The 20669-nt window shown below is 69.7% G+C and carries 19 protein-coding genes; 3 read left to right on the top strand and 16 right to left on the bottom strand.

The genetic code is table 11. The features are described 5' to 3' along the window. Nucleotides 1–31: 31 nt before the first annotated feature. The 16 genes from BLT19_RS12805 to BLT19_RS12730 form a co-directional block, all read right to left on the bottom strand. Nucleotides 32–1603, bottom strand: a complete 1572-nt coding sequence (locus tag BLT19_RS12805) for a Rieske 2Fe-2S domain-containing protein (protein WP_091490903.1) — start codon at nucleotides 1601–1603, stop codon at nucleotides 32–34. A gap of 63 nt (nucleotides 1604–1666) precedes the next feature. Beyond that, nucleotides 1667–4999: a DEAD/DEAH box helicase gene (locus BLT19_RS12800; RefSeq protein WP_091490901.1), complete on the bottom strand. Its 3333-nt coding sequence runs from the start codon at nucleotides 4997–4999 to the stop codon at nucleotides 1667–1669. Nucleotides 5000–5063: 64 nt separating this feature from the next. Next, nucleotides 5064–5474 carry a transcription antitermination factor NusB gene (gene nusB / locus BLT19_RS12795; protein ID WP_091490899.1) on the bottom strand — a complete coding sequence of 137 codons (411 nt, stop codon included), beginning with the start codon at nucleotides 5472–5474 and terminating at the stop codon, nucleotides 5064–5066. A 3-nt stretch (nucleotides 5475–5477) separates the two neighbouring features. Further along, nucleotides 5478–6038, bottom strand: a complete 561-nt coding sequence (gene efp / locus BLT19_RS12790; RefSeq protein ID WP_091490897.1) for an elongation factor P — start codon at nucleotides 6036–6038, stop codon at nucleotides 5478–5480. A 90-nt stretch (nucleotides 6039–6128) separates the two neighbouring features. After that, entirely contained in the window at nucleotides 6129–6587 is a 459-nt protein-coding gene (locus tag BLT19_RS12785; protein WP_091493978.1) for a type II 3-dehydroquinate dehydratase, read from the bottom strand. A gap of 22 nt (nucleotides 6588–6609) precedes the next feature. After that, the gene (gene aroB, locus BLT19_RS12780) at nucleotides 6610–7692 is read right to left on the bottom strand and encodes a 3-dehydroquinate synthase (protein ID WP_091490894.1); all 1083 of its coding nucleotides are present in this window, start codon (nucleotides 7690–7692) and stop codon (nucleotides 6610–6612) included. After that, a complete protein-coding gene (locus BLT19_RS12775) occupies nucleotides 7689–8243 on the bottom strand; it encodes a shikimate kinase (RefSeq protein ID WP_091490892.1) in 555 nt (184 codons plus the stop codon). The genes aroB and BLT19_RS12775 overlap by 4 nt, the downstream gene beginning before the upstream one ends. Next, nucleotides 8230–9456, bottom strand: coding sequence for a chorismate synthase (aroC, locus tag BLT19_RS12770; protein ID WP_091490890.1), 1227 nt, complete (start codon nucleotides 9454–9456; stop codon nucleotides 8230–8232). The genes BLT19_RS12775 and aroC overlap by 14 nt, the downstream gene beginning before the upstream one ends. Before the next feature lie 4 nt (nucleotides 9457–9460). Then, a complete protein-coding gene (locus tag BLT19_RS12765; protein WP_091490888.1) occupies nucleotides 9461–10303 on the bottom strand; it encodes a shikimate dehydrogenase family protein in 843 nt (280 codons plus the stop codon). Next, nucleotides 10297–11745, bottom strand: coding sequence for an endolytic transglycosylase MltG (gene mltG, locus BLT19_RS12760; protein ID WP_091490886.1), 1449 nt, complete (start codon nucleotides 11743–11745; stop codon nucleotides 10297–10299). Before mltG ends, BLT19_RS12765 begins: the two co-directional genes overlap by 7 nt. Before the next feature lies 1 nt (nucleotide 11746). Further along, nucleotides 11747–12220: a Holliday junction resolvase RuvX gene (gene ruvX / locus BLT19_RS12755; RefSeq protein WP_091490884.1), complete on the bottom strand. Its 474-nt coding sequence runs from the start codon at nucleotides 12218–12220 to the stop codon at nucleotides 11747–11749. Continuing rightward, nucleotides 12217–14874 carry an alanine--tRNA ligase gene (gene alaS / locus BLT19_RS12750; RefSeq protein ID WP_091490882.1) on the bottom strand — a complete coding sequence of 886 codons (2658 nt, stop codon included), beginning with the start codon at nucleotides 14872–14874 and terminating at the stop codon, nucleotides 12217–12219. Before alaS ends, ruvX begins: the two co-directional genes overlap by 4 nt. A gap of 62 nt (nucleotides 14875–14936) precedes the next feature. Then, nucleotides 14937–15308, bottom strand: coding sequence for an ATPase (locus BLT19_RS18005; protein ID WP_231917651.1), 372 nt, complete (start codon nucleotides 15306–15308; stop codon nucleotides 14937–14939). Nucleotides 15309–15465: 157 nt separating this feature from the next. Next, the gene (gene rpsD / locus BLT19_RS12740; RefSeq protein WP_091490880.1) at nucleotides 15466–16095 is read right to left on the bottom strand and encodes a 30S ribosomal protein S4; all 630 of its coding nucleotides are present in this window, start codon (nucleotides 16093–16095) and stop codon (nucleotides 15466–15468) included. Nucleotides 16096–16239: 144 nt separating this feature from the next. After that, nucleotides 16240–16722 carry an NUDIX hydrolase gene (locus tag BLT19_RS12735; protein WP_091490878.1) on the bottom strand — a complete coding sequence of 161 codons (483 nt, stop codon included), beginning with the start codon at nucleotides 16720–16722 and terminating at the stop codon, nucleotides 16240–16242. 4 nt (nucleotides 16723–16726) lie between these two features. Next, nucleotides 16727–18016, bottom strand: a complete 1290-nt coding sequence (locus tag BLT19_RS12730; RefSeq protein ID WP_091493975.1) for a replication-associated recombination protein A — start codon at nucleotides 18014–18016, stop codon at nucleotides 16727–16729. Between the two features lie 183 nt (nucleotides 18017–18199). Between BLT19_RS12730 and BLT19_RS12725 the strand changes: the two genes are divergently transcribed. From BLT19_RS12725 to BLT19_RS12715, 3 genes are all read left to right on the top strand, one after another. After that, complete coding sequence (locus BLT19_RS12725; protein WP_091490875.1) at nucleotides 18200–18499, top strand: dioxygenase; 300 nt, start codon at nucleotides 18200–18202, stop codon at nucleotides 18497–18499. A gap of 246 nt (nucleotides 18500–18745) precedes the next feature. Beyond that, entirely contained in the window at nucleotides 18746–20047 is a 1302-nt protein-coding gene (locus tag BLT19_RS12720; RefSeq protein ID WP_091493971.1) for a DUF349 domain-containing protein, read from the top strand. Between the two features lie 82 nt (nucleotides 20048–20129). Next, nucleotides 20130–20663, top strand: a complete 534-nt coding sequence (locus tag BLT19_RS12715; protein ID WP_091490873.1) for a type IV toxin-antitoxin system AbiEi family antitoxin — start codon at nucleotides 20130–20132, stop codon at nucleotides 20661–20663. Nucleotides 20664–20669: the final 6 nt, after the last annotated feature.

Genomic DNA, 20669 nt, shown 5'->3' with positions numbered 1-20669 from the left:
ACGGGATTAAAGGTTGCTTGGTGCTCTCAGTCTAGACGGGCGCGACGGCCTCGCGGAAAAGCGCGTCCTCGATGTGGTGGGAGCGGATCGGGTGGCCCTGGGTCGTCAGGCACTTGCCGGAGGCGAGATCCCACTTCCAGTCGTGCAGGCTGCAGGTCAGGACGCCGTCCTCGATCTTGCCGGTCTTGGTCAGGTCGGCGCGCAGGTGCGGGCAGCGGCGCTGGACGACCCACTCGCCCAGCTGCGCGTCCTCGGTCTGGTCGGACTGCTCGGCGTACCAGTTCTCGACGTATTCGATCCGGTCGCGCGAGAGGCACTTCAGGAACGTCGTGAGGAACTCGTTGAACTTGCCGCTGCGCCCCACCTCGAACTGCATCGAGAGGAAGATCGAGTTCGACCAGTCGATCTCGTGGTCGGCGATGTTGGTGGAGACGAGGTCGGCGGGGATCGTGTACCAGTAGATGCACTCCTCCCCCGTGTACTCGCGGACCTTCGCCTTCGGGAAGTCGACCACCATGTCCAGCTCGCCGATCCGGAACCGCACATTGCCTCCGACGCCGTTGCGGATCGTACGGGCGCGTCGCAGCAGCGGCTCCCACCACTCCCTGATCGCCTCGAGCATCTCGGCCGGCGGCAGCACCGCGGCGCGGGTCGCCTCTTCCGTGACGATCTCGTCCTGGCGGGAATCGCGCTGCTCGGCGAGGTAGGTCCACTTGTCGTCGTACATCCGGTCGATCTCGGCCTCGGTGTACAGGGACTGCGTCACGCTGAGCTGGCCGCGGGCGATCTCCACCACGGTCCCCGCGACGAATTCGTAGCCCTTCTGATCGGGTCGCTCCTGCGCCATGTGCGCGAGGAACTGCCGCGAGTCGGTGAAGATCGAATCGTCCTCGAGGCCGAAACCGTTGTAGCGGAACAGCTCTTCGCGAAGGAACATCGGCGGACCCGCCATGGGGAAGACGTGCTCCGCGTCGACCTTCTCGATGTAGTACATCGCGCGCTTGTTCTGCGCGTCGCGCTTGAGCTTGGCGAAGTTCTGCTTTGCCGCGTGCGGCAGGTCGTACACCATGGGCCACCAGATCGCCCCGGATGTCTGCGTGAAGTACGCCTCCGGCTTGGAGAACCCGAGGAGCTTCTCGAGGTCGAGGGGGTGGGAGTCGTTCTGGTTCAGGATGCTGGCGGTGCCGTCGTCGACGCTGAGCGAGGAGTCGCCGATGGGTCCGTCGCTCGGCGCGCGCAGCGGCGTGATCATCAGCTTCAGGTCGCCGAATTCGAGGGGAACTCCCGCCTGGGTGTGGATGATGTTGTCGTAGCCGATTCGCCGCAGGTCCTGCTCGAGGTCGTCCGTCGGGTACTCGGGCAGCAGGACCCGGATGTCCTTGGGTACGTGACGCTGCATCAGTGCGGGATCGAAGTGATCGCGATGGCGGTGCGAGACGTACAGGAAGTCGGCGTTGCCGAAGCGCTCCCAGTCCAGGCCGCGGTTGTCGGGGAAGGGGAACCACGAGCCGAAGAAGGACGGCCCGATCACGGGGTCGCACAGGATGCTGCCGCCGAGGGTCTCGATGAACATGCCGGCATGGCCCAATCCAGTGATGCGCATGGTGCTCCCTTCCCTTCCGAGTTTACGTGAGGGGTGGCGGCGACTCGGTCGGACGAGCCGGACTCAGCCGTCCAGCAGTGCGCGGATGTCCTCGGCGGTGAGCGTCCCCGCGAATGCGCCGCCGTCATCCAGCACGGCCTGGAAGAGCCGGGACTTGCGCTGCTGCAGCGCCATGACCTTCTCCTCGATGGTGCCGGTGGCGATCATCCGGTAGACCATCACCGCCCGCGTCTGTCCGATGCGGTGCGCGCGGTCGACCGCCTGCGCTTCGGCAGCCGGGTTCCACCACGGGTCGAGCAGGAACACATAGTCCGCCTCGGTCAGGGTCAGCCCGAACCCGCCCGCCTTCAAGCTGATCAGGAAGACCGGAGCCTCGCCGCCTCGGAAGCCGTCGATGACGCGCTGCCTGTGACGGGTCGACCCGTCCAGCAAGACGTGGGCGAGTCCTTCGCGCTCGAGCCGGGCGCCGACCTGGCCCAGGAACGACGTGAACTGGCTGAACACCAGGGCACGGTGGCCTTCGGCGGCCACTTCCCGAAGATGCTCGACCAGGGCATCGAGCTTGCTCGAGGCGATGTCGGCGTGGTCCGGATCGACCAGTGCCGGCGAGAGGCTCAGCATGCGAAGCAGCGTGAGGGAGCGGAAGACGATGAACCGGTTGCGGTCCAGGTCATCCAGCAGGCCCAGCACCTTCTGCCGTTCGCGCTGCAGGACCGCGTCGTAGAGCGCACGATGGGCGGGCTGCATTTCGATGTGCAGCAGCTGCTCCTGCTTGGCGGGGAGGTCGGCCGCCACGCTCTCCTTGGTGCGGCGCAGGACGAGCGGCCGGATGCGACTGCGCAGCCGTTCGAGCCGTTTCGCCCGGAACGGGCCGCCCTCCTCGTTCTCGGGGACCTTTCCCTTCTCGATCGGACCGACGTACTCCTCGCGGAAGCGGCGCGCGGAGGCGAAGAGCCCGGGCGCGGTCAGCGACAGCAACGACCAGAGATCGGTGAGGCTGTTCTCAAGAGGGGTCCCGGTGATCGCGTACGTCACGTCTGCGCGGACGGCACGGGCGGCGCGATGCAGCTTGGTCTGCGCGTTCTTGACGAACTGCGCTTCATCCAGCACCAGGCCGGCCCACTCCACGTCTGCGAATTCGCCCTCAGCCAGCCGCAGCAGCGCGTAGGAGGTCACGACGAGGTCGGCTGTCCCGGCGATGTCTGCGACGGACGCGTCGCGCTTCGCGCGGGTGGCGTCGATTCCGGCGACACGCAGGCCGGGAACGAACCGCGCCGACTCCTCCGCCCATGTGCCGGTGACCGAGGTGGGCGCGATGACCAGGAACGGGCGGCGCTCGCCGTTGTCGCGGGCGTGGGCGATCAGCGCCAGCATCTGCAGGGTCTTGCCGAGGCCCATGTCGTCGGCGAGGATGCCGCCGAGCCGGTGCCGCCAGAGGAACGCGAGCCAGTCGAACCCGCTCTGCTGGTAGGGGCGCAGTTCAGCCCCGAGGCCCGCAGGTGGCGGTGTCGGATCGATGCGCTCGACATCGCGCAGCCCCTCGGCGGTGGTCCGCCAGGTCACCGCCGGCAGCGCTTCGTCTGCGAGGTCCTCGAAATCGGACCACAGTGCGCTCTGGTAGCGGCTGATCCGAGGACCGGTCTCCCACTCGGTCAGCTCGGCGGCCTCCGAGACGAGCTCGCGAAGGCGGTCCAGCGCGGGGTGGGCGAGTGAGAAATAGGCGCCGTCCGAGAGCAGGATCTTCTTCCGGCCGCGGCTGAGTGCGGTGAACAGCGGCGTGAACGGGATCCTGCGACCGTCGATGGTCACCAGGACGCCGAGGTCGAACCAGTCCGGATCCGTGCTCTCCACGGTCGAGACGGTGATCTCGGGGATGCCGGTGAGTTCGCGGTACCGCGGGCGGGTGCCGACCGTCTCCAGGCGCACTCCGTGCCGCTGCAGTGCCGGGATCACCCGCGCCGAGAACTCGGCGGCGGCGACGTCGCGGAGGATGCCGCGCTGCGCCGGCACCGCCTCGCCCGTTCGCGGCCAGACGGCCTCGATCCGCGTCCATTCGGCGGCCTCCGCAGCCAGGTCGCGCTCCGGCGGCGCATCGGCGACGTCGTCTGCCTCGAACCCCGCAGCGCCTGCGTAGTCCCACCGGAAGACGTACTCGACCCCGGCGCCCGGGCGGAATTCGACGGACAGCACCGGCACAGGCGGAACCGCCGACGGGATCTCAATGCCGCCCGTCGTGTTCACCTCGCTCTGACGAGCGATCGCCGATGGGATGGTGCGCAGGAACTCTCCGGCGTCGGCGGCGGGGACCTCGATGCGCCCGCGCGCGCGGAGCAGCGCGAGAACGGGCGAGCTCACCTCGAGCGGCGCGAGTGTCAGATCGATCCGATCCCCCACGATGGCGAAGGCGTAGATGCCGGACCTCGAGATCGGGCGGACGGATGCCGCATCCACGGTCTCTGCGTCGACGCGCACCACCGCCGAGACCCGGAGGCCCCCGGCATCCGTCTCCTCGTCGGCGCGGCCGATCTGCACACTGGCCGCCGCGTGCTGCGCGAGACGCAGGCTCAGGAAGTCCTGCGTCGGAACGAGTGGGATGCCGACCGATCCGGCGGCGCGCAGATGCGGCCAGAGGAGGCCCGATGCGACGGTGTCGAGGGTGAGCCATTCGCCGGTGTCGACGAACGCGCCGAGCGCGAAGACGTCGCGCGCGATGCTGTGGAACTCGGCGAACCACCTGACCTGCTCCGGGGGGAAGGCCTCTCCCGACCGGCGCACGGCGTCCCACGACGCGTGTCCTTTGATCCACTTCCCGGTCTGCGGGCTGCGCATCAGCGGACGCATCCCGATCGAGAGGTCATCCTGCGTGCCGTTCAAAGACTGCGGTGTCACGGCGAACGTGCGCCGCGTCTCCCATCGGACGGCGGCAGCGGACTGCCGCTGACGCAGCTCGAAGCCGAGCGCCAGGGCGCCGCTCGAGTGCTCCCTGCTCGGTTGCGACTCGACGAGCGACCGCCATGCCGGCGCCGTCGGTCGGGCGGAGCTGTGCGATCGCGTTGCGGCGTCACCGGCAGTCAGCACGGACCTGGACCGGGTTTCCGATTCCGCGACCGCATGGCACGCCAGGAGGCTGGCGACCACATGCTTGCAGCCGGTGCGCATCGGGCAGCTGCAGGTGGTGAGCAGAATCGGCTGGGCCGTGCGTGCGAGGTCGAGCCGGATGGAGCAGGTGTAGCTGTGCGCGTCGCTTCCGCTGACCCGGCCGAGGATCTCGCTGCGCTCGGGTTCCCAGCGCACCGCCTGCACGGCACCGCGGCGGAAGTACGCCAGGCCGCGCTCGAAGCCGCCACCGTCCGCGGCGCGGCGGATGGCGTCCACATTCACATGCGGCGTCACCATCGCATCCATCCTTGCCGAGCGCGAACCCTCCGGGTGATTCGACCGGCGCGCCGGCGCCGTGCGATCAGGACGAGCGCGCGATGCGCCCGAGCACGCCGTTGACGAACGCTCCGGAGTCGTCGGTGGAGAATTCCTTGGCGAGCTCGACGGCCTCGTCGATCGCGACGCCGGTCGGGACCTCGTCATTGTAGAGGATCTCCCAGACGGCCATCCGCAGCAGGGCGCGATCGACGGCGGGCATCCGTGCCAGCGACCAGTCCTTCGCGAACGTCGTGATCTGCTCGTCGATCTCGTCGCGGTTGTCGATGACGCCGTCGACGATCTCGCGCGCATAGAGCCACGAGGTTTCGCGGGAGGGTTCCGCGGCGGCCCGCTTCGCTTCGGCAGCGAGCGTGGTGCCCAGGTCGTCGCCGCGGATGTCGGACTGGAAGAGGATGTCGAGCGCGCGTTTGCGCGCCTTCGTGCGAGCGCTCAAAGGTCAGTTCACGCGACCGAGGTAGTCGCCCGTGCGGGTGTCGACCTTGACCTTCGTGCCGGTCTCGAGGAACAGCGGCACCTGGATCTCGTAGCCGGTCTCCACTGTGGCGGGCTTGGTGCCCGCCGATGAGCGATCCCCCTGCAGGCCGGGCTCGGTGTAGGTGATCTCCAGCACGACCGATGCGGGCAGTTCGACGTACAGCGGATTGCCGTTGTTGAGGGCGATCTGGACCTGCTGGTTCTCCAGGAGGAAGTTGGCGGCCTCGCCGACGACGGTGGCGGGGACGGTCAGCTGGTCGTAGTCGGCGACGTCCATGAAGACGAAGCCTTCACCGTCGTTGTAAAGGTAGGTGAAGTCGCGGCGGTCGACGTTCTCGATCTCGATCTTCGCGCCCGCATTGTAGGTGCGATCCACGGTCTTGCCGGAGACCACGTTCTTCAGCTTGGTGCGCACGAAGGCGCCGCCCTTGCCGGGCTTGACGTGCTGGAACTCGATGACGTTCCACAGCTGGCCGTCGATGCTGAGGACGACGCCGTTGCGGATGTCTGCGGTGGATGCCATGGCTGGAGAGTCCGTTTCGTGAGGAAGACTGCGGGGCGTTGCGCGGCCCGACGTTCGATTCTACGGGATGCCTCGCGCGCGGCCCGGATCTCAGCCCTCCGCGCGCCCGGTGATGACCTCCAGAAGGCGGATCACCGCGGTGCGATAGCCGCTCACGCCCTCGCCGATCACGTGCACGACGGCGATGTCCTTGACGTACGAGAGGTGCCGGAACTCCTCGCGCGCGAGCACGTCGGAGATGTGCACCTCCGCCACGGGCAGTGCGACGCCGGACAGCGCATCGCGCAGGACGACGGAGGTGTGCGTCAGCCCGCCGGGGTTGATCACGATGCCCGCGCAGTCCTCGCGGGCGGCGTGGATGGCATCCAGCAGCACGCCCTCGTGATTGCTCTGGACGCTGCGCACCTCGAAGCCGAACTCGGCCGCCGTCCGCGCGGTGAGCGCCTCGACGTCGTGCAGCGTCTGCGAACCGTAGATCTCCGGCTCCCGCGTGCCGAGCAGATTGAGGTTCGGACCGTTCACGAGGAGCAGGCGGCGGGGTGTCGTCACGCTCGGCACCATACCAGCGAGCTCAGCCGGCCACTTCCTGGTACGCGGCGAACAGGAGCGACTCGTCGGGCGCCTGCAGCACGGTGGGTCGCGCCAGGTCATCGAGGACGATGAAGCGCAGCATCCCGCCACGGCTCTTCTTGTCGCGCTGCATGGTCGCCAGCAGCTGCGGCCACCCGCCCGGCCGATAGGTCGTGGGCAGTCCGAGGAGCTCGAGGATGCCGCGGTGGCGCTGGGCCACGGCATCCGGAAGGCGCCCGGCCAGGCGGGACAGCTCGGCGGCGAACACCATGCCGACCGAGATGGCGGCGCCGTGACGCCAGCGGTATCGCTCGGCGTGCTCGATCGCGTGGCCGAGGGTGTGCCCGTAGTTCAGCACTTCGCGCAGGCCCGCTTCGCGCAGGTCCTCTCCCACCACCCGCGCCTTCATCTCGATGGCCAGCTCGATGCACCGGCGGAACGCGTCCGTCCTCGGATCGGTCGCCGCCACCGGATCGGCCTCGATCAGGTCGAGGATCTCCGGATACCAGATGAAGCCGGCCTTGACCACTTCGGCGAAGCCGGCGACCCGCTCGTTGGGCGACAGGGTCTCCAGCGTGTCCAGGTCGCAGACGACCGCGCGCGGCGGCCAGAACGCGCCCACGAGGTTCTTGCCCTCGGCGGTGTTGATGCCGGTCTTGCCGCCCACGGCCGCATCCACCATCCCGAGGACGGTGGTGGGGACCTGGACCAGCTGAACGCCGCGCAGCCAGGTCGCTGCGACGAAGCCGGCGAGGTCGGTGACCGCTCCCCCGCCGAAGCCGACGACCGCATCGGTACGGGTGAAGTCGGCTTGACCCATGACCTGCCAGCAGAACGCGGCGACCTCGACGCGCTTGCCCTGTTCGGCGTCGGGGATCTCTGCAAGCAGCACCTCGCGGGTCCCGTCGGCCATCAGGAGAGCGCGCAGCGCGCCGGCCTCGGTCGCCAGCGTGGGCGGGTGCACCACGAGGACCTTGCGCACCGAGGGCGCCAGGGCATCGCCGACGTGGGGAAGGATGCCGCGACCCACCGTGATGTCGTAGGGCGAATCGCCCGCCACCGAGATGATCGTGTGCTCGCTCACGCGCTGGCCTCCGGAGTAGGTCGGGAATCGGTCGTGACGTCGTTCTCGCGCGCCCAGCGCGCGATGGCGGCCGCCACCGCCGAGACGTGGCCGATCGAGGAATCGAAGGTGATGTCGGCGACTTCGTCGTACAGTGCTCGGCGCTGGGCGTAGATCTGCTCCCAGCGCGCGACCGCGTCGCCGCCGGACAGCAGCGGACGGTTGGCGCCGCCGATGCGCGCCTTGACGATCTCGGGCGCGACGGTCAGCAGCACCACCCGGTGGTGCGCGAGGTCGGCACGCGTGTGCGGATCCAGTACCGCGCCGCCGCCGAGGGCGACCACGCCGCCTGCGGCCAGCGCGGCGACCACGGCGGATCGCTCGAGGGAGCGGAAATGCTCCTCGCCCTGCGCGGCGAACAGGGCCGGGATCGGTCCGTGCTCGCGGACGATCATCGTGTCCGTGTCGGTGAACGCGACTCCGAGCTCGCGCGCGACCTTTCTGCCGATGCTGCTCTTGCCCGCCCCCATCGGGCCGACGAAGACCAGTGCCGCCCGATCAGGCGAGGTCATGGGACAGCAGCGCCGCCTCGGATGCGGGTGCGGTGCGCAGCGTGTCCGGGATCTGCTCCAGGTAGGACGTGAGGTTGCGGCGCGTCTCGCCGATGCTGTCGCCGCCGAACTTCTCCAGCATCGAGTTCGCCAGGACGATCGCCACCATCGCCTCGGCGACGACCCCGGCTGCGGGGACGGCGCACACGTCGGAGCGCTGGTGGTGCGCCGATGCGGTGTCGCCGGTGGCGACGTCGACGGTGCGCAGCGAATGCGGGACGGTGGCGATCGGCTTCATACCCGCCCGCACGCGAAGGGCGGTCCCCGTGGACATGCCGCCCTCGGTTCCGCCTGCACGGTCGCTGCCGCGCGTGATGCCGTCGTCGGTGGCGAACAGCTCGTCGTGCGCCGCGGAACCGCGGCGCCGGGTGGTCTCGAAGCCGTCGCCGACCTCGACGCCCTTGATGGCCTGGATGCTCATCAGCGCCTGCGCCAGCTGTCCGTCCAGACGCCGGTCCCAGTGCACGTGCGAGCCGAGCCCAGGCGGCAGGCCGTACGCCAGGACCTCGACGATGCCGCCGAGGGTGTCGCCGTCCCGGCGTGCTGCATCCACCTCGTCGACCATGCGCGCCGAGGTGGCCGCATCGAAGCAGCGCAGCGGATCCGCATCCAGCGCGTCGACGTCATCGGGGGTCGGCAGTGCGGCTCCGTCCGGAACGCGGACCGGCCCGATCGAGAGCGTGTGGCTGACCAGACGGATGCCGAGTTCACCGAGGAACGCGCGCGCGAGGGCGCCGAGCGCGACGCGGGCGGCGGTCTCGCGCGCGCTGGCGCGCTCCAGAATCGGGCGCGACTCGTCGAACGCGTACTTCTGCATGCCGACCAGGTCGGCGTGCCCGGGGCGCGGACGGGTGAGCGCGGCACCGCGGCCGCGGGACTTCTCGGTGAGTTCGACGGGCTCGGGGCTCATCACCTCGACCCATTTGGGCCACTCGGTGTTGCCGATGCGCAGGGCGATGGGGCTGCCCATCGACAGACCGTGGCGCACACCGCCCGAGATCGCGAGGTCGTCCTCCTCGAACTTCATCCGTGATCCGCGCCCGTAGCCGAGCTTGCGGCGGGCGAGGTCGGCACGGATGCCGCCGAGGGAGATGGGGACGCCGGAGGGCAGGCCCTCCATGATGGCGACGAGTTCGGGGCCGTGCGATTCGCCGGCCGTGAGCACGCGGAGCATTCCCCTAGTCTCCCATGACGGTTCGGCGCATCGCGGCGACCACCGCTTCCTCATCCGGCAGCGCCTGGTCGGGGTCGCCTGCCACGAAGACGCGGATCTGACGGACGGCCTGGTGCAGCAGCATCCCGACTCCCGGCACCGACGGGCCGGCGACCCGTTCCCAGGCCGCGCCGATCAACGTGGCCCCGTGCCCGTAGACCACGTCCAGCAGCACGCCGCCGTCCACCGCCAGAGCGTCGGCGGTGCCGGCGAGGGTGTCGGCGTCAGCGGGGAGGGTGCAGATCGTCGCATCCACCGCGTCGTACCGGGTTCCGGCGAACTGCTCCTGGCGCACGGACACGCCGAGCGTCCGGCCGAGCTCGGTGAGTGGGAGGACGGCCTCGCGGCGCCGCGCGAGCACGCCGACCTCACGGGCGCCGAGGTCGGCCAGCGCCACCAGGGCCGAGGTCGCCGTCGCCCCCGCGCCCAGGATGCGCGCGCGGGAGATCGCGTGCACTCCGCCGTCGCGCAGCACGTCGACGATGCCGCCGACGTCGGTGTTGAACCCGTGAGGCCCGTCCTCGGTCAGCAGCAGCGTGTTCACGGCGCCGGTCGCCTCGGCCGCGGCATCCTTCGTCATCGACGCGGCGAACGCGACTGGCTTCAGGGGCATCGTCAGCGAGAGTCCTCGCCACTGCTCCCCCAGGCTCGCCAGCGCCGAGGCGAACCCCGCGGCGCCGACCTGGCGGCGTCCGTAGGTCCAGTCCAGTCCGAGCACGCCGTACGCCGCGGCGTGCAGCTGCGGCGAGCGACTGTGGGCGATCGGGTCGCCCCACACCTCAAGTCGGGTTCCGGGCGAGATCAGCATCCGGCGTCGGGGTTGTCGGTGCACCACGCCTGCCACTGCGCGACGGCCGCGTTGTGGTCGTCGATGTTCGTCGTGAAGACCGTCTCACCGGTGTTCAGGTTCACCGTGACGAAGTAGAGCCAGTCGCCGTCGGCCGGATGCATGGCCGCATCGATCGCCAGGTCGCCCGGATTGGCGATCGGCCCGATGGGCAGCCCGGTGTTGTAGTACGTGTTCCACGGGTTCGGATCATCCAGCGCCTCCTGCGAGGTGCTGACCGTGCCGTCGTGCATCTCGCCGTAGCCGTACTGGGCGGTGGAATCCATCTGCAGCTTGCCGAAGGTCTCCTGGTTCTCGGGGTCGAGGCGGTTCTCGATCACCCGCGACACCTTGTAGAAGTCATCCTCGAAGCGGGCTTCGCGCTGGATGATCGAGGCGACGGTCAGGATGCGCTCCCGGTCCTCGACGGGGACGCCTGCGGTGTCGAGGGACTGCACCGTGCGATCGACCATGGTCTGGATCATCTGCGTTGGAGTCACGCCGGGGTCGAACGTGTACGTCGCCGGGAAGAGCCACCCCTCCAGCGTCGAGGCGGGAACCCCGTACGCCGCCGGGTCCGCGACGGCGGACTGGAACTCCTCGAGGGGGATGCCGGTGCCCTCGGCGAGCCGCTCGAGTGTCCCGTCGACGGTGAAGCCCTCGGGGATCTGCGCGGTGTTCTCCCGTTTGTTCGCCGGATTCAGCAGCGCTTCGAGCGCGGCCTCCGAGGTCATCTGGTACTGCAGTGCGTAGGCGCCCGGCTGGAAGGTCGGGTTCTGACCGGTGTCGATCAGGTAGTCGTAGAACGCATCGGATGTCTTGGTGACACCGGAGTCGTAGAGCCGCTGCGAGATGGGCGAGCCGGTGTCGCCGTCCTCGATCGTGACGAGGACCTCGCCATTGGCCATACCGGCTTCGAAATCCTTCGGCTCCTCCCAGCCCATGAACTCCCGGATCTTGTCCTCGTAGGTGTTCCACACCCACAGTCCCCCTGCAGCCATGCCGCCCAGGAGCACGAGCACGACGGCCAGCGCGATCCACCCGCCGATCCGGCGCTTGCGCCGGTCGGGCGGTGGCGGAAGTTCACCGAGGTGGTCGGTGGTCTGAGCCCCGGTGAACAAATCGTCGAGCGTCGCCGTGGCGACGGACCGGGCCGGGGTGCGCAGCGGCTCAGGCGCAGCCGCGCCGGTCGGGAAGGCGACCTGCGGCGGTGCCGACGCGCGGGGTGCGGCGACCGGGGCGGGATCGGACGGTGCCGCGGAAGCGGCGGCAGCTTCCCGGGCGGCGCGGCGCGACAGCGGCGTGGCCGAGCCGGACGACGCCTGGCCCTCGTCTACGGGTCGTCGTTCCCGGGCACGCGGATCGGGGAGCTTGCCGAACAGATCCGCGAACGGATCATCGAACGGCGACGGCGAATCGGGCATGTCAGGCGGGCTCCTGGGCCGGGGGGACGGGGATTCCGGGCGGTCGGCCGGTGTTCTTCTCGACATCGAGCGCCTGCTGAAGCAGGACCACCGCGGCGACCTGGTCAACAATGCTACGAGAGGAACGCTGTGTTCTGCCCGAATCGCGCAGAGCGGCATGTGCGGAGACCGTGCTCAGACGCTCGTCGACGAGACGGACGGGGACGGCGGATGCCGCGGCGACGGCTGCCGCGAAGGCCCGCGCGTCGGTCGTGGAGGCCGTGTCCTCGCCTCGCATGTTCAGCGGGAGTCCGACGAGGATCTCGGTCGGGTCGTACTCCACGCACAGCTCGAGAATCCGCGCCACGGCATGCTCGTTGCGGGCGACCGTCTCCACGGGAGTCGCCAGCAGACCGTCGGGATCGCATTTCGCGACGCCCACGCGCGCCGCGCCGACATCGATCCCGAGGCGCACGCCTCGACGGAATCCACTCACGCGGAGAGCGCATCCTTCACCGCGGCCAGCGCGCTCGGCAGCGCCGACGCATCCGTCCCGCCGCCCTGTGCCACATCGTCGCGTCCGCCGCCGCCGCCGCCGAGCACGCCCGCGGCGATCTTGGCGAGCGCACCGGCCTTCGCGCCTGCGGACCGCGCGGCCTCGTTCGTCGCGACGATCACGACCGCACGTCCGCCGACGTCCGCGCCGAGCGCCACGACGCCCGCGTCGCCGCCGAGTCGGTCGCGTACCTGCAGCGCGAGCGTGCGGACGTCGTCGGCGGATGCCGCCGACCCGAGCGATTCGGCCACGACCCGCTGCCGGCCGACCGTCGTGGCAGCGGCAAGGAGCGCAGGGGCACGGTCGCCGAGTGCTTTCGACTCGAACGCCGCGATCTTCTTCTCGGCGGCCTTGAGGTTGGCGGTCAGCTCCGCGATCCGCGCGGGCAGCTGGTCGCGCGGCGTCTTCAGCGTCGAGGTGAGCTGCGAGACGATCGCACGCTCGGCGGCAAGCGAGCGGAACGCGTCCAACCCGACGAGTGCCTCCACGCGTCGGTTGGACGCGCCGACGGAGGACTCGCCGACGAGGTTGATCAACCCGATCTCGGCACTGCGTCCGACATGCGTCCCGCCGCAGAGCTCGCGCGACCAGGGGCCGCCGATGTCGACCATCCGCACGACCTCGCCGTACTTCTCACCGAACAGGGCCTGCGCACCGAGGGCTTTGGCCTCATCCAGCGCGAGGACGCGGGTGGTGACCTCGAGGTTGTCGCGGATCGCGTTGTTGGAGATCTCCTCGATCTCGCTCTTGGTCGCCTCGGAGAGCGCCTGACCCCACGAGAAGTCGAAGCGCATGTAGCCGGCACGGTTGAGCGAGCCGGCCTGGGTCGCGGAGGAGCCGAGCGTGTCGCGGAGCGCCGCGTGGATCAGGTGCGTCGCCGAGTGCGCCTGCTGCGCGGCGCGGCGGTTCACGGCGTCCACGACGGTGGTCGCGGGCGCATCGACCGAGACCTCGCCCGTGGTCACCTCGACGGTGTGGCTGATCAGTCCGGCGACCGGCTTCTGCACGTCCAGGACATCCAGTTCATAGCCCGGGCCGACGATGACGCCCTTGTCGGCGACCTGACCGCCGGACTCGGCGTACAGCGCCGTCTCCGCGAGGATGACCTCGGCGATCTGCCCAGCGGTCGCGCGGTCCACCGGCACCCCGTCGACGAGGATCCCGAGGATCGTGGATTCGGTCTCCAGGTCGGTGTATCCCGTGAACACCGTCTCGCCCTTGGCGCGCAGGTCGCGATAGACGCTGGTGTCGGCGAGCTGGCGCTTCCGCGAGCGGGCGTCGGCCTTGGCACGCGTGCGCTGCTCGAGCATGAGGGTGTCGAACGCGGCGCGGTCCACGGTCAGACCCGCCTCTTCGGCGATCTCCAGTGTGAGCTCGATCGGGAAGCCGTACGTGTCGTGCAGCAGGAACACCTCGTTACCGGGCAGCGTCGTGCCGCCGGCGTCCTTCGTGCTGGCCAGCGAGTCATCCAGGAGCGCGGAGCCAGCCGCCAGGGTGCGCAGGAACGTCGCCTCCTCGGCGAGGGCGTACTGCTCGATGCGCGGGTAGTCCGCCTCCACGACCGGGTACGCCGACTTCATCGCGTCGCGGGATGCGGCGAACAGCTGGCCGAACGTGGGTCCGTCGACGCCCAGCAGGCGCATCGAGCGGATGGCGCGGCGCATCAGACGGCGCAGGATGTAGCCGCGGCCGTCGTTGGCAGGGGTCACCCCGTCGGCGAGCAGCATGAGCGAAGAGCGCACGTGGTCGGCGATGACCCGGAAGCGGATGTCGTCCTCGTGGTCGGCGCCGTACGTGCGGCCGGAGAGCTCGACGGCCTTGTCGAGCACTGGGCGCACCTGATCGGTCTCGTACATGTTGTCGACGCCCTGCTTGATGAACGCGATGCGCTCGAGGCCCATGCCGGTGTCGATGTTCTTGTGGGGCAGCTCGCCGACGATGTCGAAGTCGTACTTCGAGGTGACGTTCGTGATCTCGTACTGCATGAAGACGAGATTCCAGATCTCGACGTAACGATCGTCATCGGTCGCCGGTCCGCCGTCGATGCCGTACGCGGGCCCGCGGTCGAAGAAGATCTCGCTGCAGGGACCCGCCGGCCCGGGAAGGCCAGTGCTCCAGTAGTTGGTGTCCTTGCCGAGTCGCTGGATGCGATCCTCGGGGAGCGTCGTGAGCTTCAGCCAGAGGTCGTGCGCCTCGTCGTCTTCCTCGTAGACCGTGACCCACAGGTCCTTCGGGTCGAATCCGAGGCCGCCGTCCTCATACGGAGTGGTCAGCAGCTCCCAGGCGAAGCCGATCGCGCCCTCTTTGAAGTAGTCGCCGAAGGACCAGTTGCCCAGCATCTGGAAGAACGTGCCGTGGCGCGGGGTGTGCCCGACCTCTTCGATGTCGTTGGTGCGGATGCACTTCTGCACGTCCGCTGCGCGTGCGTACGGAGCGGGCACGTCGCCGCTGAGGTACGGGATGAACGGCACCATCCCGGCCACCGTGAACAGGAGGGCCGGGTCATCGGTCACGAGCGATGCGGATGGCACGATCACGTGGCCGCGCTTCTCGAAAAAGTCCAGGTAGCGCTGCGCGATCTCTGCGGTCTTCATGCGTTTGTCCTCGGGTGAGCAGGCGAGCACACCCGCACTCGGCGGGTGCCCGGCGGGCTGGGTCAGTCGGTGAGCTTCTTCGCAGCGGTCGCGGCGGAATCGACCGCGTCGGAGACGGCGTCCGTCGCCTTGCCGGCGACCGCGGATGCCGCATCCACCGCACCGGAGGCCGTGCTCTTGAGGCTGTCGACGGCGTCGCCGGCAGCATCCTTGGCCGTGCCGTAGGCGTCGCCTGCGGCATCCTTCACTCCGTCGACGATGCCGGAGATGCGCGCTTCCTGCTCGCGGTATGCATCGCCGATGCGGTCCGTGAATTCGGTGATGCGGGCGTCGACCTCTGCCAGGACCTCATGGCCACGGGGATCCTTGTTCATCAGGTGCGCCGCGACGAAGCCGCCGATCACGCCGAACAGGAACCACAGCAGATTTCTCATGTCACCACTCCTCGTCCGCACGGCGCGGCCCCGTCCATCGTAGGGCTTAACACCGAAGGGCGCCGGGTTGCCCCGGCGCCCTTCTGAGAGGTGATCGTTCTTGCGCGGTGTCTCGATTCGGCGCTGACGCGCCTCCTCGACAACCGCCTGCGGCGCGCTATCGCGCGGCGTAGTACTCGACGACGAGCTGGACGTCACCGGTGACCGGGACCTCAGCGCGCTTCGGGCGACGCACGAGACGTGCGTGCAGCTTGTCGAGCTCGACCTCGAGGTAGCCGGGAACGGGGGGCAGCACCTCGGCGTGACCGCCGGCGGCTGCGACCTGGAAGGGCTCGGTGCCCTCGCTCTTGGCCTTGACATGGATGAGCTGACCCGGCTTCACGCGGAACGACGGGCGGTCGACGGTCTGACCGTCCACCAGGATGTGGCGGTGCACGACGAGCTGACGTGCCTGTGCGGTCGTGCGGGCGAAGCCGGCGCGCAGGACGAGCGCGTCCAGACGCATCTCGAGCAGCTCGACCAGGTTCTCACCGGTCAGGCCCTGGGTGCGGCGGGCTTCGTTGAACGTGTTGCGCATCTGCTTCTCGCGGATGCCGTACTGCTCGCGCAGACGCTGCTTCTCACGGAGGCGGACCGCGTAGTCGCTGTCCTGCTTGCGCTTGGTGCGGCCGTGCTCGCCCGGAGCGTACGGACGCTTCTCGAGGTACTTCGCGGCCTTCGGCGTCAGCGGGATGCCGAGCGCGCGGGAGAGGCGGACCTTGCGGCGGTCCTGGGACTTCGTGGGCACTGGTGTGTCCTTCCAAAACGACATGGCCGCGTCTTTCGCGGCTCATGGACGTATCTCCGGCCCTTCCTGATCGGCGCGCACGTCGGGGCGCACCGGAGGTGTGATGGGGGAAGGAGATACCCGAAAACGATGTTTCGAGCCGATCTAGCTTAGCAGGTCGGCGTCCGGAGTCCGTCCGGGCGAGGGCGCCCGATCCAGCGCCTCCGCGAGATCGATCATCCCGACCGGGTAGAAGGGCGGCTTCTGCGCCCGCAGATCGGCCAGGGGAACCCAGCGCGCGATCGTGTGGTTGTCCAGCACCGGCAGCCCCCCACTCAGCGCAAGCGCATCGAGCGCGGCGCTGCGCACCAGGAAGACGTGGACGACTTCGTGGCCCTTGGCCCAGCCGGAATCGAAGATGTTCTCCGTGACGGCCAGCGGCACGGCCTCATCGACTTCGATTCCCAGCTCCTCCAGGAACTCCCGGCGCACGGCGGCAGCCGCGGTCTCGCCGAACTCCACGCCGCCGCCGAGCGCCCGGGCGAACGGTTCGTGCCGCTCGGTCGCCGGATAGATCTCGACCAGGGCGTGGCCCTCGCGCACGACGAGGCCCACGGCGATGTTGCGGATCCGATCGACAGGCGGCATCGGCTCAACGCCCCCCGAGGATGCGTCGGATCTTGTCCAGGCGAGCCTGCACGTCGCGCTCGGCGCCGTGATTGGTGGGCTCGTAGTAGCGCCTGCCGACCAGATCGTCAGGCAGGTACTGCTGCGCCGACACGCCGATGTCGGAGTCGTGCGGGTAGATGTAGCCCTTGCCGTGGCCGAGCCGTTTGGCGCCCGGGTAATGCGCGTCGCGCAGGTGCGCCGGCACGCGCCCGAAGCCACCCGCCCGCACATCGGCGATGGCCTTGTCGATCGCGAGATAGGCCGCATTGGATTTCGCGGTGGTGGCGAGGTAGGCGGTGGCCTCGGCCAGAGGGATGCGTCCCTCGGGCATGCCGATGAAGGCGACGGCGTCCGCGGCGGCGACGGCGATGACGAGCGCCTGGGGGTCGGCGAGCCCGATGTCCTCCGCAGCCGAGATCACGAGCCGACGGGCGATGAACCGCGGATCCTCCCCCGCCTCGACCATGCGGGCCAGATAGTGCAGCGATGCATCCACGTCCGAGCCGCGGATCGATTTGATGAAGGCGCTGATGACGTCGTAGTGCTCGTCGCCCTGACGGTCGTAGCGCAGCAGCGCCCGATCGACCGCGTTCGCGACGTCGTCCGCAGTGATGGTGGGCGCGTCGACCGCCTCGTCGGCGTCCGCTGCGGGCTCGGCCAGTGATGCGGCGGCCTCCAGTGCGGTCAGCGCGCGACGCGCATCGCCGGAGGCGAGTCGGACGAGCGCCGCGCGCGCATCGGCATCGAGCGTGACCGAGCCCCCGAGTCCGCGGGAGTCCGCGACGGCTCGGTCGATCAGGAGCCCGAGGTCGTCATCGGTCAGCGACTGGAGGGTGAGCAGCAGCGACCGCGAGAGCAGCGGCGAGATGACCGAGAACGACGGATTCTCGGTGGTCGCCGCGATCAGCACGATCCAGCCGTTTTCCACCCCGGGCAGCAGCGCGTCCTGCTGGGCTTTGGTGAACCGGTGGATCTCGTCCAGGAAGAGGATCGTGGAGTGATCGTAGAGATCGCGTTGGGTCAGCGCCTCCTGCATGACCTCGCGGACGTCCTTGACACCGGCGGTGACTGCGGACAGCTCCACGAAGCGGCGACCGGAGGATCGTGCGATGGCCTGCGCGAGAGTGGTCTTTCCCGTGCCGGGCGGACCCCACAGGATGACGGAGGTCGCGGCGCCGGTGGAGACGTCGGGACGGGCGAGCAGGACCAGGGGGGAACCCGGGCGAAGCAGGTGCGATTGGCCGGCGACCTCGTCGAGCGACGTGGGTCGCATGCGCACTGCGAGCGGCGTCTGCCCCTGGAACAGTGCGGTCGGAGTCACGGATCCAGGCTACCCGCGGCCCCGGACGCGGCGGCCCGTCAGGCGAGGTCCGCGCTCGCCCCGCATTTGGGTGGCCCCCGGAGCGCACCGTAAGATCGACCAGCCCCGGCAGCGACCGGGCATCGAGGAGGCCCGGTGGCCAGCGGCGGCAAGCAGCGCGATACGGCGCAGGCGCGGGAACGTGCTCGGGTCTACCAAGCCCGGCAGGCCTTCCACGACGGTGTGGCCCGGCGACGCACGCGGGACAACCTCATCGCGGGCATCGGCGGCGGGCTGCTGATCCTCGCCGTGATCGGTGGACAGACCGCCTACTTCCTCGCCGGTCCTGGCGCACCTGCGCCGAGCCCCACGAGCTCGGTCAGCCCCGCCCCGACGTCCACACCGGTCCCGACCGAGACCCCGGCACCGTCGCCGACCCCCACCGCGACGCAGTGAGGCGGCGGGCGCGAACTCCCGCCCGTTGCCCGGACCGCGCCGCATACTAGGCTTGGGAGCCGTCCATTCCCCCGCAGGCGGCTCAGCCGCGATGAGGTGCATCCCGTGACTGCAGCAGCAGACTCCACTCCCGAAACCCCCGCCGACGACACCGCGCAGAGCGCGGCCGAGACCGAGCCGGCGGCTGCGCCGGCATCCGCTCCGGTTCCCGCGCCGTCCGCGATCGCGCGCCCCGTCCCGCGTCCGATGCCGCGCCCCGCGGCTGTCGCGCCGGTCGCTCCGCGCTCAGCCGAGCCCGTGCATCCGGCACCCGCTGCTGCCGGCGAGCCGTGGGGTCGGGTCACCGAGGACGGCACCGTCTCGGTGCGCGAAGCCGACGGGTGGCGTGAAGTCGGCCAGTACCCAGACGGGACCCCGGACGAGGCGCTCGCCTACTTCGAGCGCAAGTACGCCGATCTGGCCAGCGAGGTCGCACTCCTGGAGGCGCGGCACCGCCGGGGCGGCGCGCCCGCTGCAGATCTGCGTTCGACGGCACGCGCGCTGTCCGACAAGCTGCAGGGGGCTGCCGCCGTCGGCGACCTCGCGAGCCTGGAGGCTCGCGTGAGTGCACTGACCGAGGAGCTCTCCGCAGCGACCGAGACCGAAGCCGCCGCCGCCCGCGAGGCAGTCGACGCGGCCGTGGTCGCGCGCACCGCCCTCGTCGAACAGGCCGAAGCCCTCGCCGCGAAGGACCCCCGCTCCGTTCAGTGGAAGCAGGCATCCGCCGATCTGGCTTCGCTGTTCGACCAGTGGCAGGCCCAGCAGCAGAGCGGACCCCGTCTGCCGAAGGCGACAGGGCAGAAGCTCTGGAAGCGCTTCCGCGACGCGCGCGCGACCGTCGACAAGCACCGCCGCGAGTTCTACTCGGAACTCGACGAAGCGCACAAGGCCGTCCGCGACCAGAAATCGCGGCTCGTGGAGCGCGCAGAGGCGCTCGCCCCGAGGGGTGAGGAGGGGATCGGCGCGTACCGTGAGCTCCTCGACCAGTGGAAGACCGCCGGCCGGGCCGGCAAGAAGGCCGACGACGCACTCTGGGCGCGTTTCAAAGCTGCCGGAGACGCCCTGTACTCAGCCCGCGGAGAGCGCGAGGCGGCGGACGCCGAGGAATCGCGCGAGAAGATCGTGGCCAAGCGCGAGCTTCTCGTCGAGGCGCGCACGATCGGCGACGAGCCGGACATCGCCAAGGCCCGCGCAGCACTGACGAACATCCAGCGTCAGTGGGACGACATCGGACGCATCTTCCCCCGCGATCAGGAGCGGACCCTCGACGACGAACTGCGCAAGATCGAGCAGGCGCTGCGCGGTCGCGAGGAGACCGACTGGAAGCGCAACAACCCGGAGACCAAGGCGCGCGCCAACGACATGACGCGGCAGCTGATGGACGCGATCCAGAAGCTCGAGGACGAACTGGCTGCAGCGACGAAGTCGGGCAATGCGTCGGCCATCGCCAAGGCCACCGAGGCGCTGGACGCGCGTCGCGCCTGGCTGAACGCCCTCGGCGGGTCCTGATCCTCGGTCGCTCGTCGCCGGATTCTCCACAGAATCCGGCGACGAGCCCGCATCGCCGACACGCTGCGGCACAGTGGCTGGCATGTCGTCTCCGTTCCTGTACTTCGCCGGTGCACGGCTCTCTCAGGCCGAGCTCAGCGCGGCGCGCCTGGACGGACACGTGGTCGAACTCGGCGAGGCGTACATCCCCGCCGACGCGGTCGAGACGCGCGAACTGCGGGCCGGCTCGCTTCGAGAGCTGCTCGGGGAGAAGTTGGCCGCCACGCACCTGAGCGCCGCGTGGGTGCACGGTGCGCTGCACGATCCTCCGCAGCGCCACACCGTGCAGCGTGCCGTCGCCCGGCGCCTGCACCATGTGATGGGACAGCGCCTGCTCTACCGTGACGGCGCCGTCGAGCCGAGCGACCTGGTCGTCATCGGGAGCGTTCTGGTCACCACGCCGGTGCGCACGATGGCCGACCTGTCACGTGTCGATGACGTCGAGCATGCCCATGCCGCTCGGCAGCTCGCATCGAGCATGCCGGGCTGCGCTCTCGAGGCGATCCGGTGGCTGGAGGATCGTGGGGCCGTGCCGTACAAGCGGCCTGCCGTGCGATTCCTGCGGGGGCTGATCTGAGCTCGG

Origin of the sequence: Microbacterium pygmaeum (assembly GCF_900100885.1) — a bacterium.
GTDB classification, from domain to species: Bacteria; Actinomycetota; Actinomycetes; order Actinomycetales; family Microbacteriaceae; genus Microbacterium; species Microbacterium pygmaeum.
The sequence above is the reverse complement of the archived record's forward strand: the minus strand, read 5'-3'. Positions and strand labels throughout refer to the sequence as shown.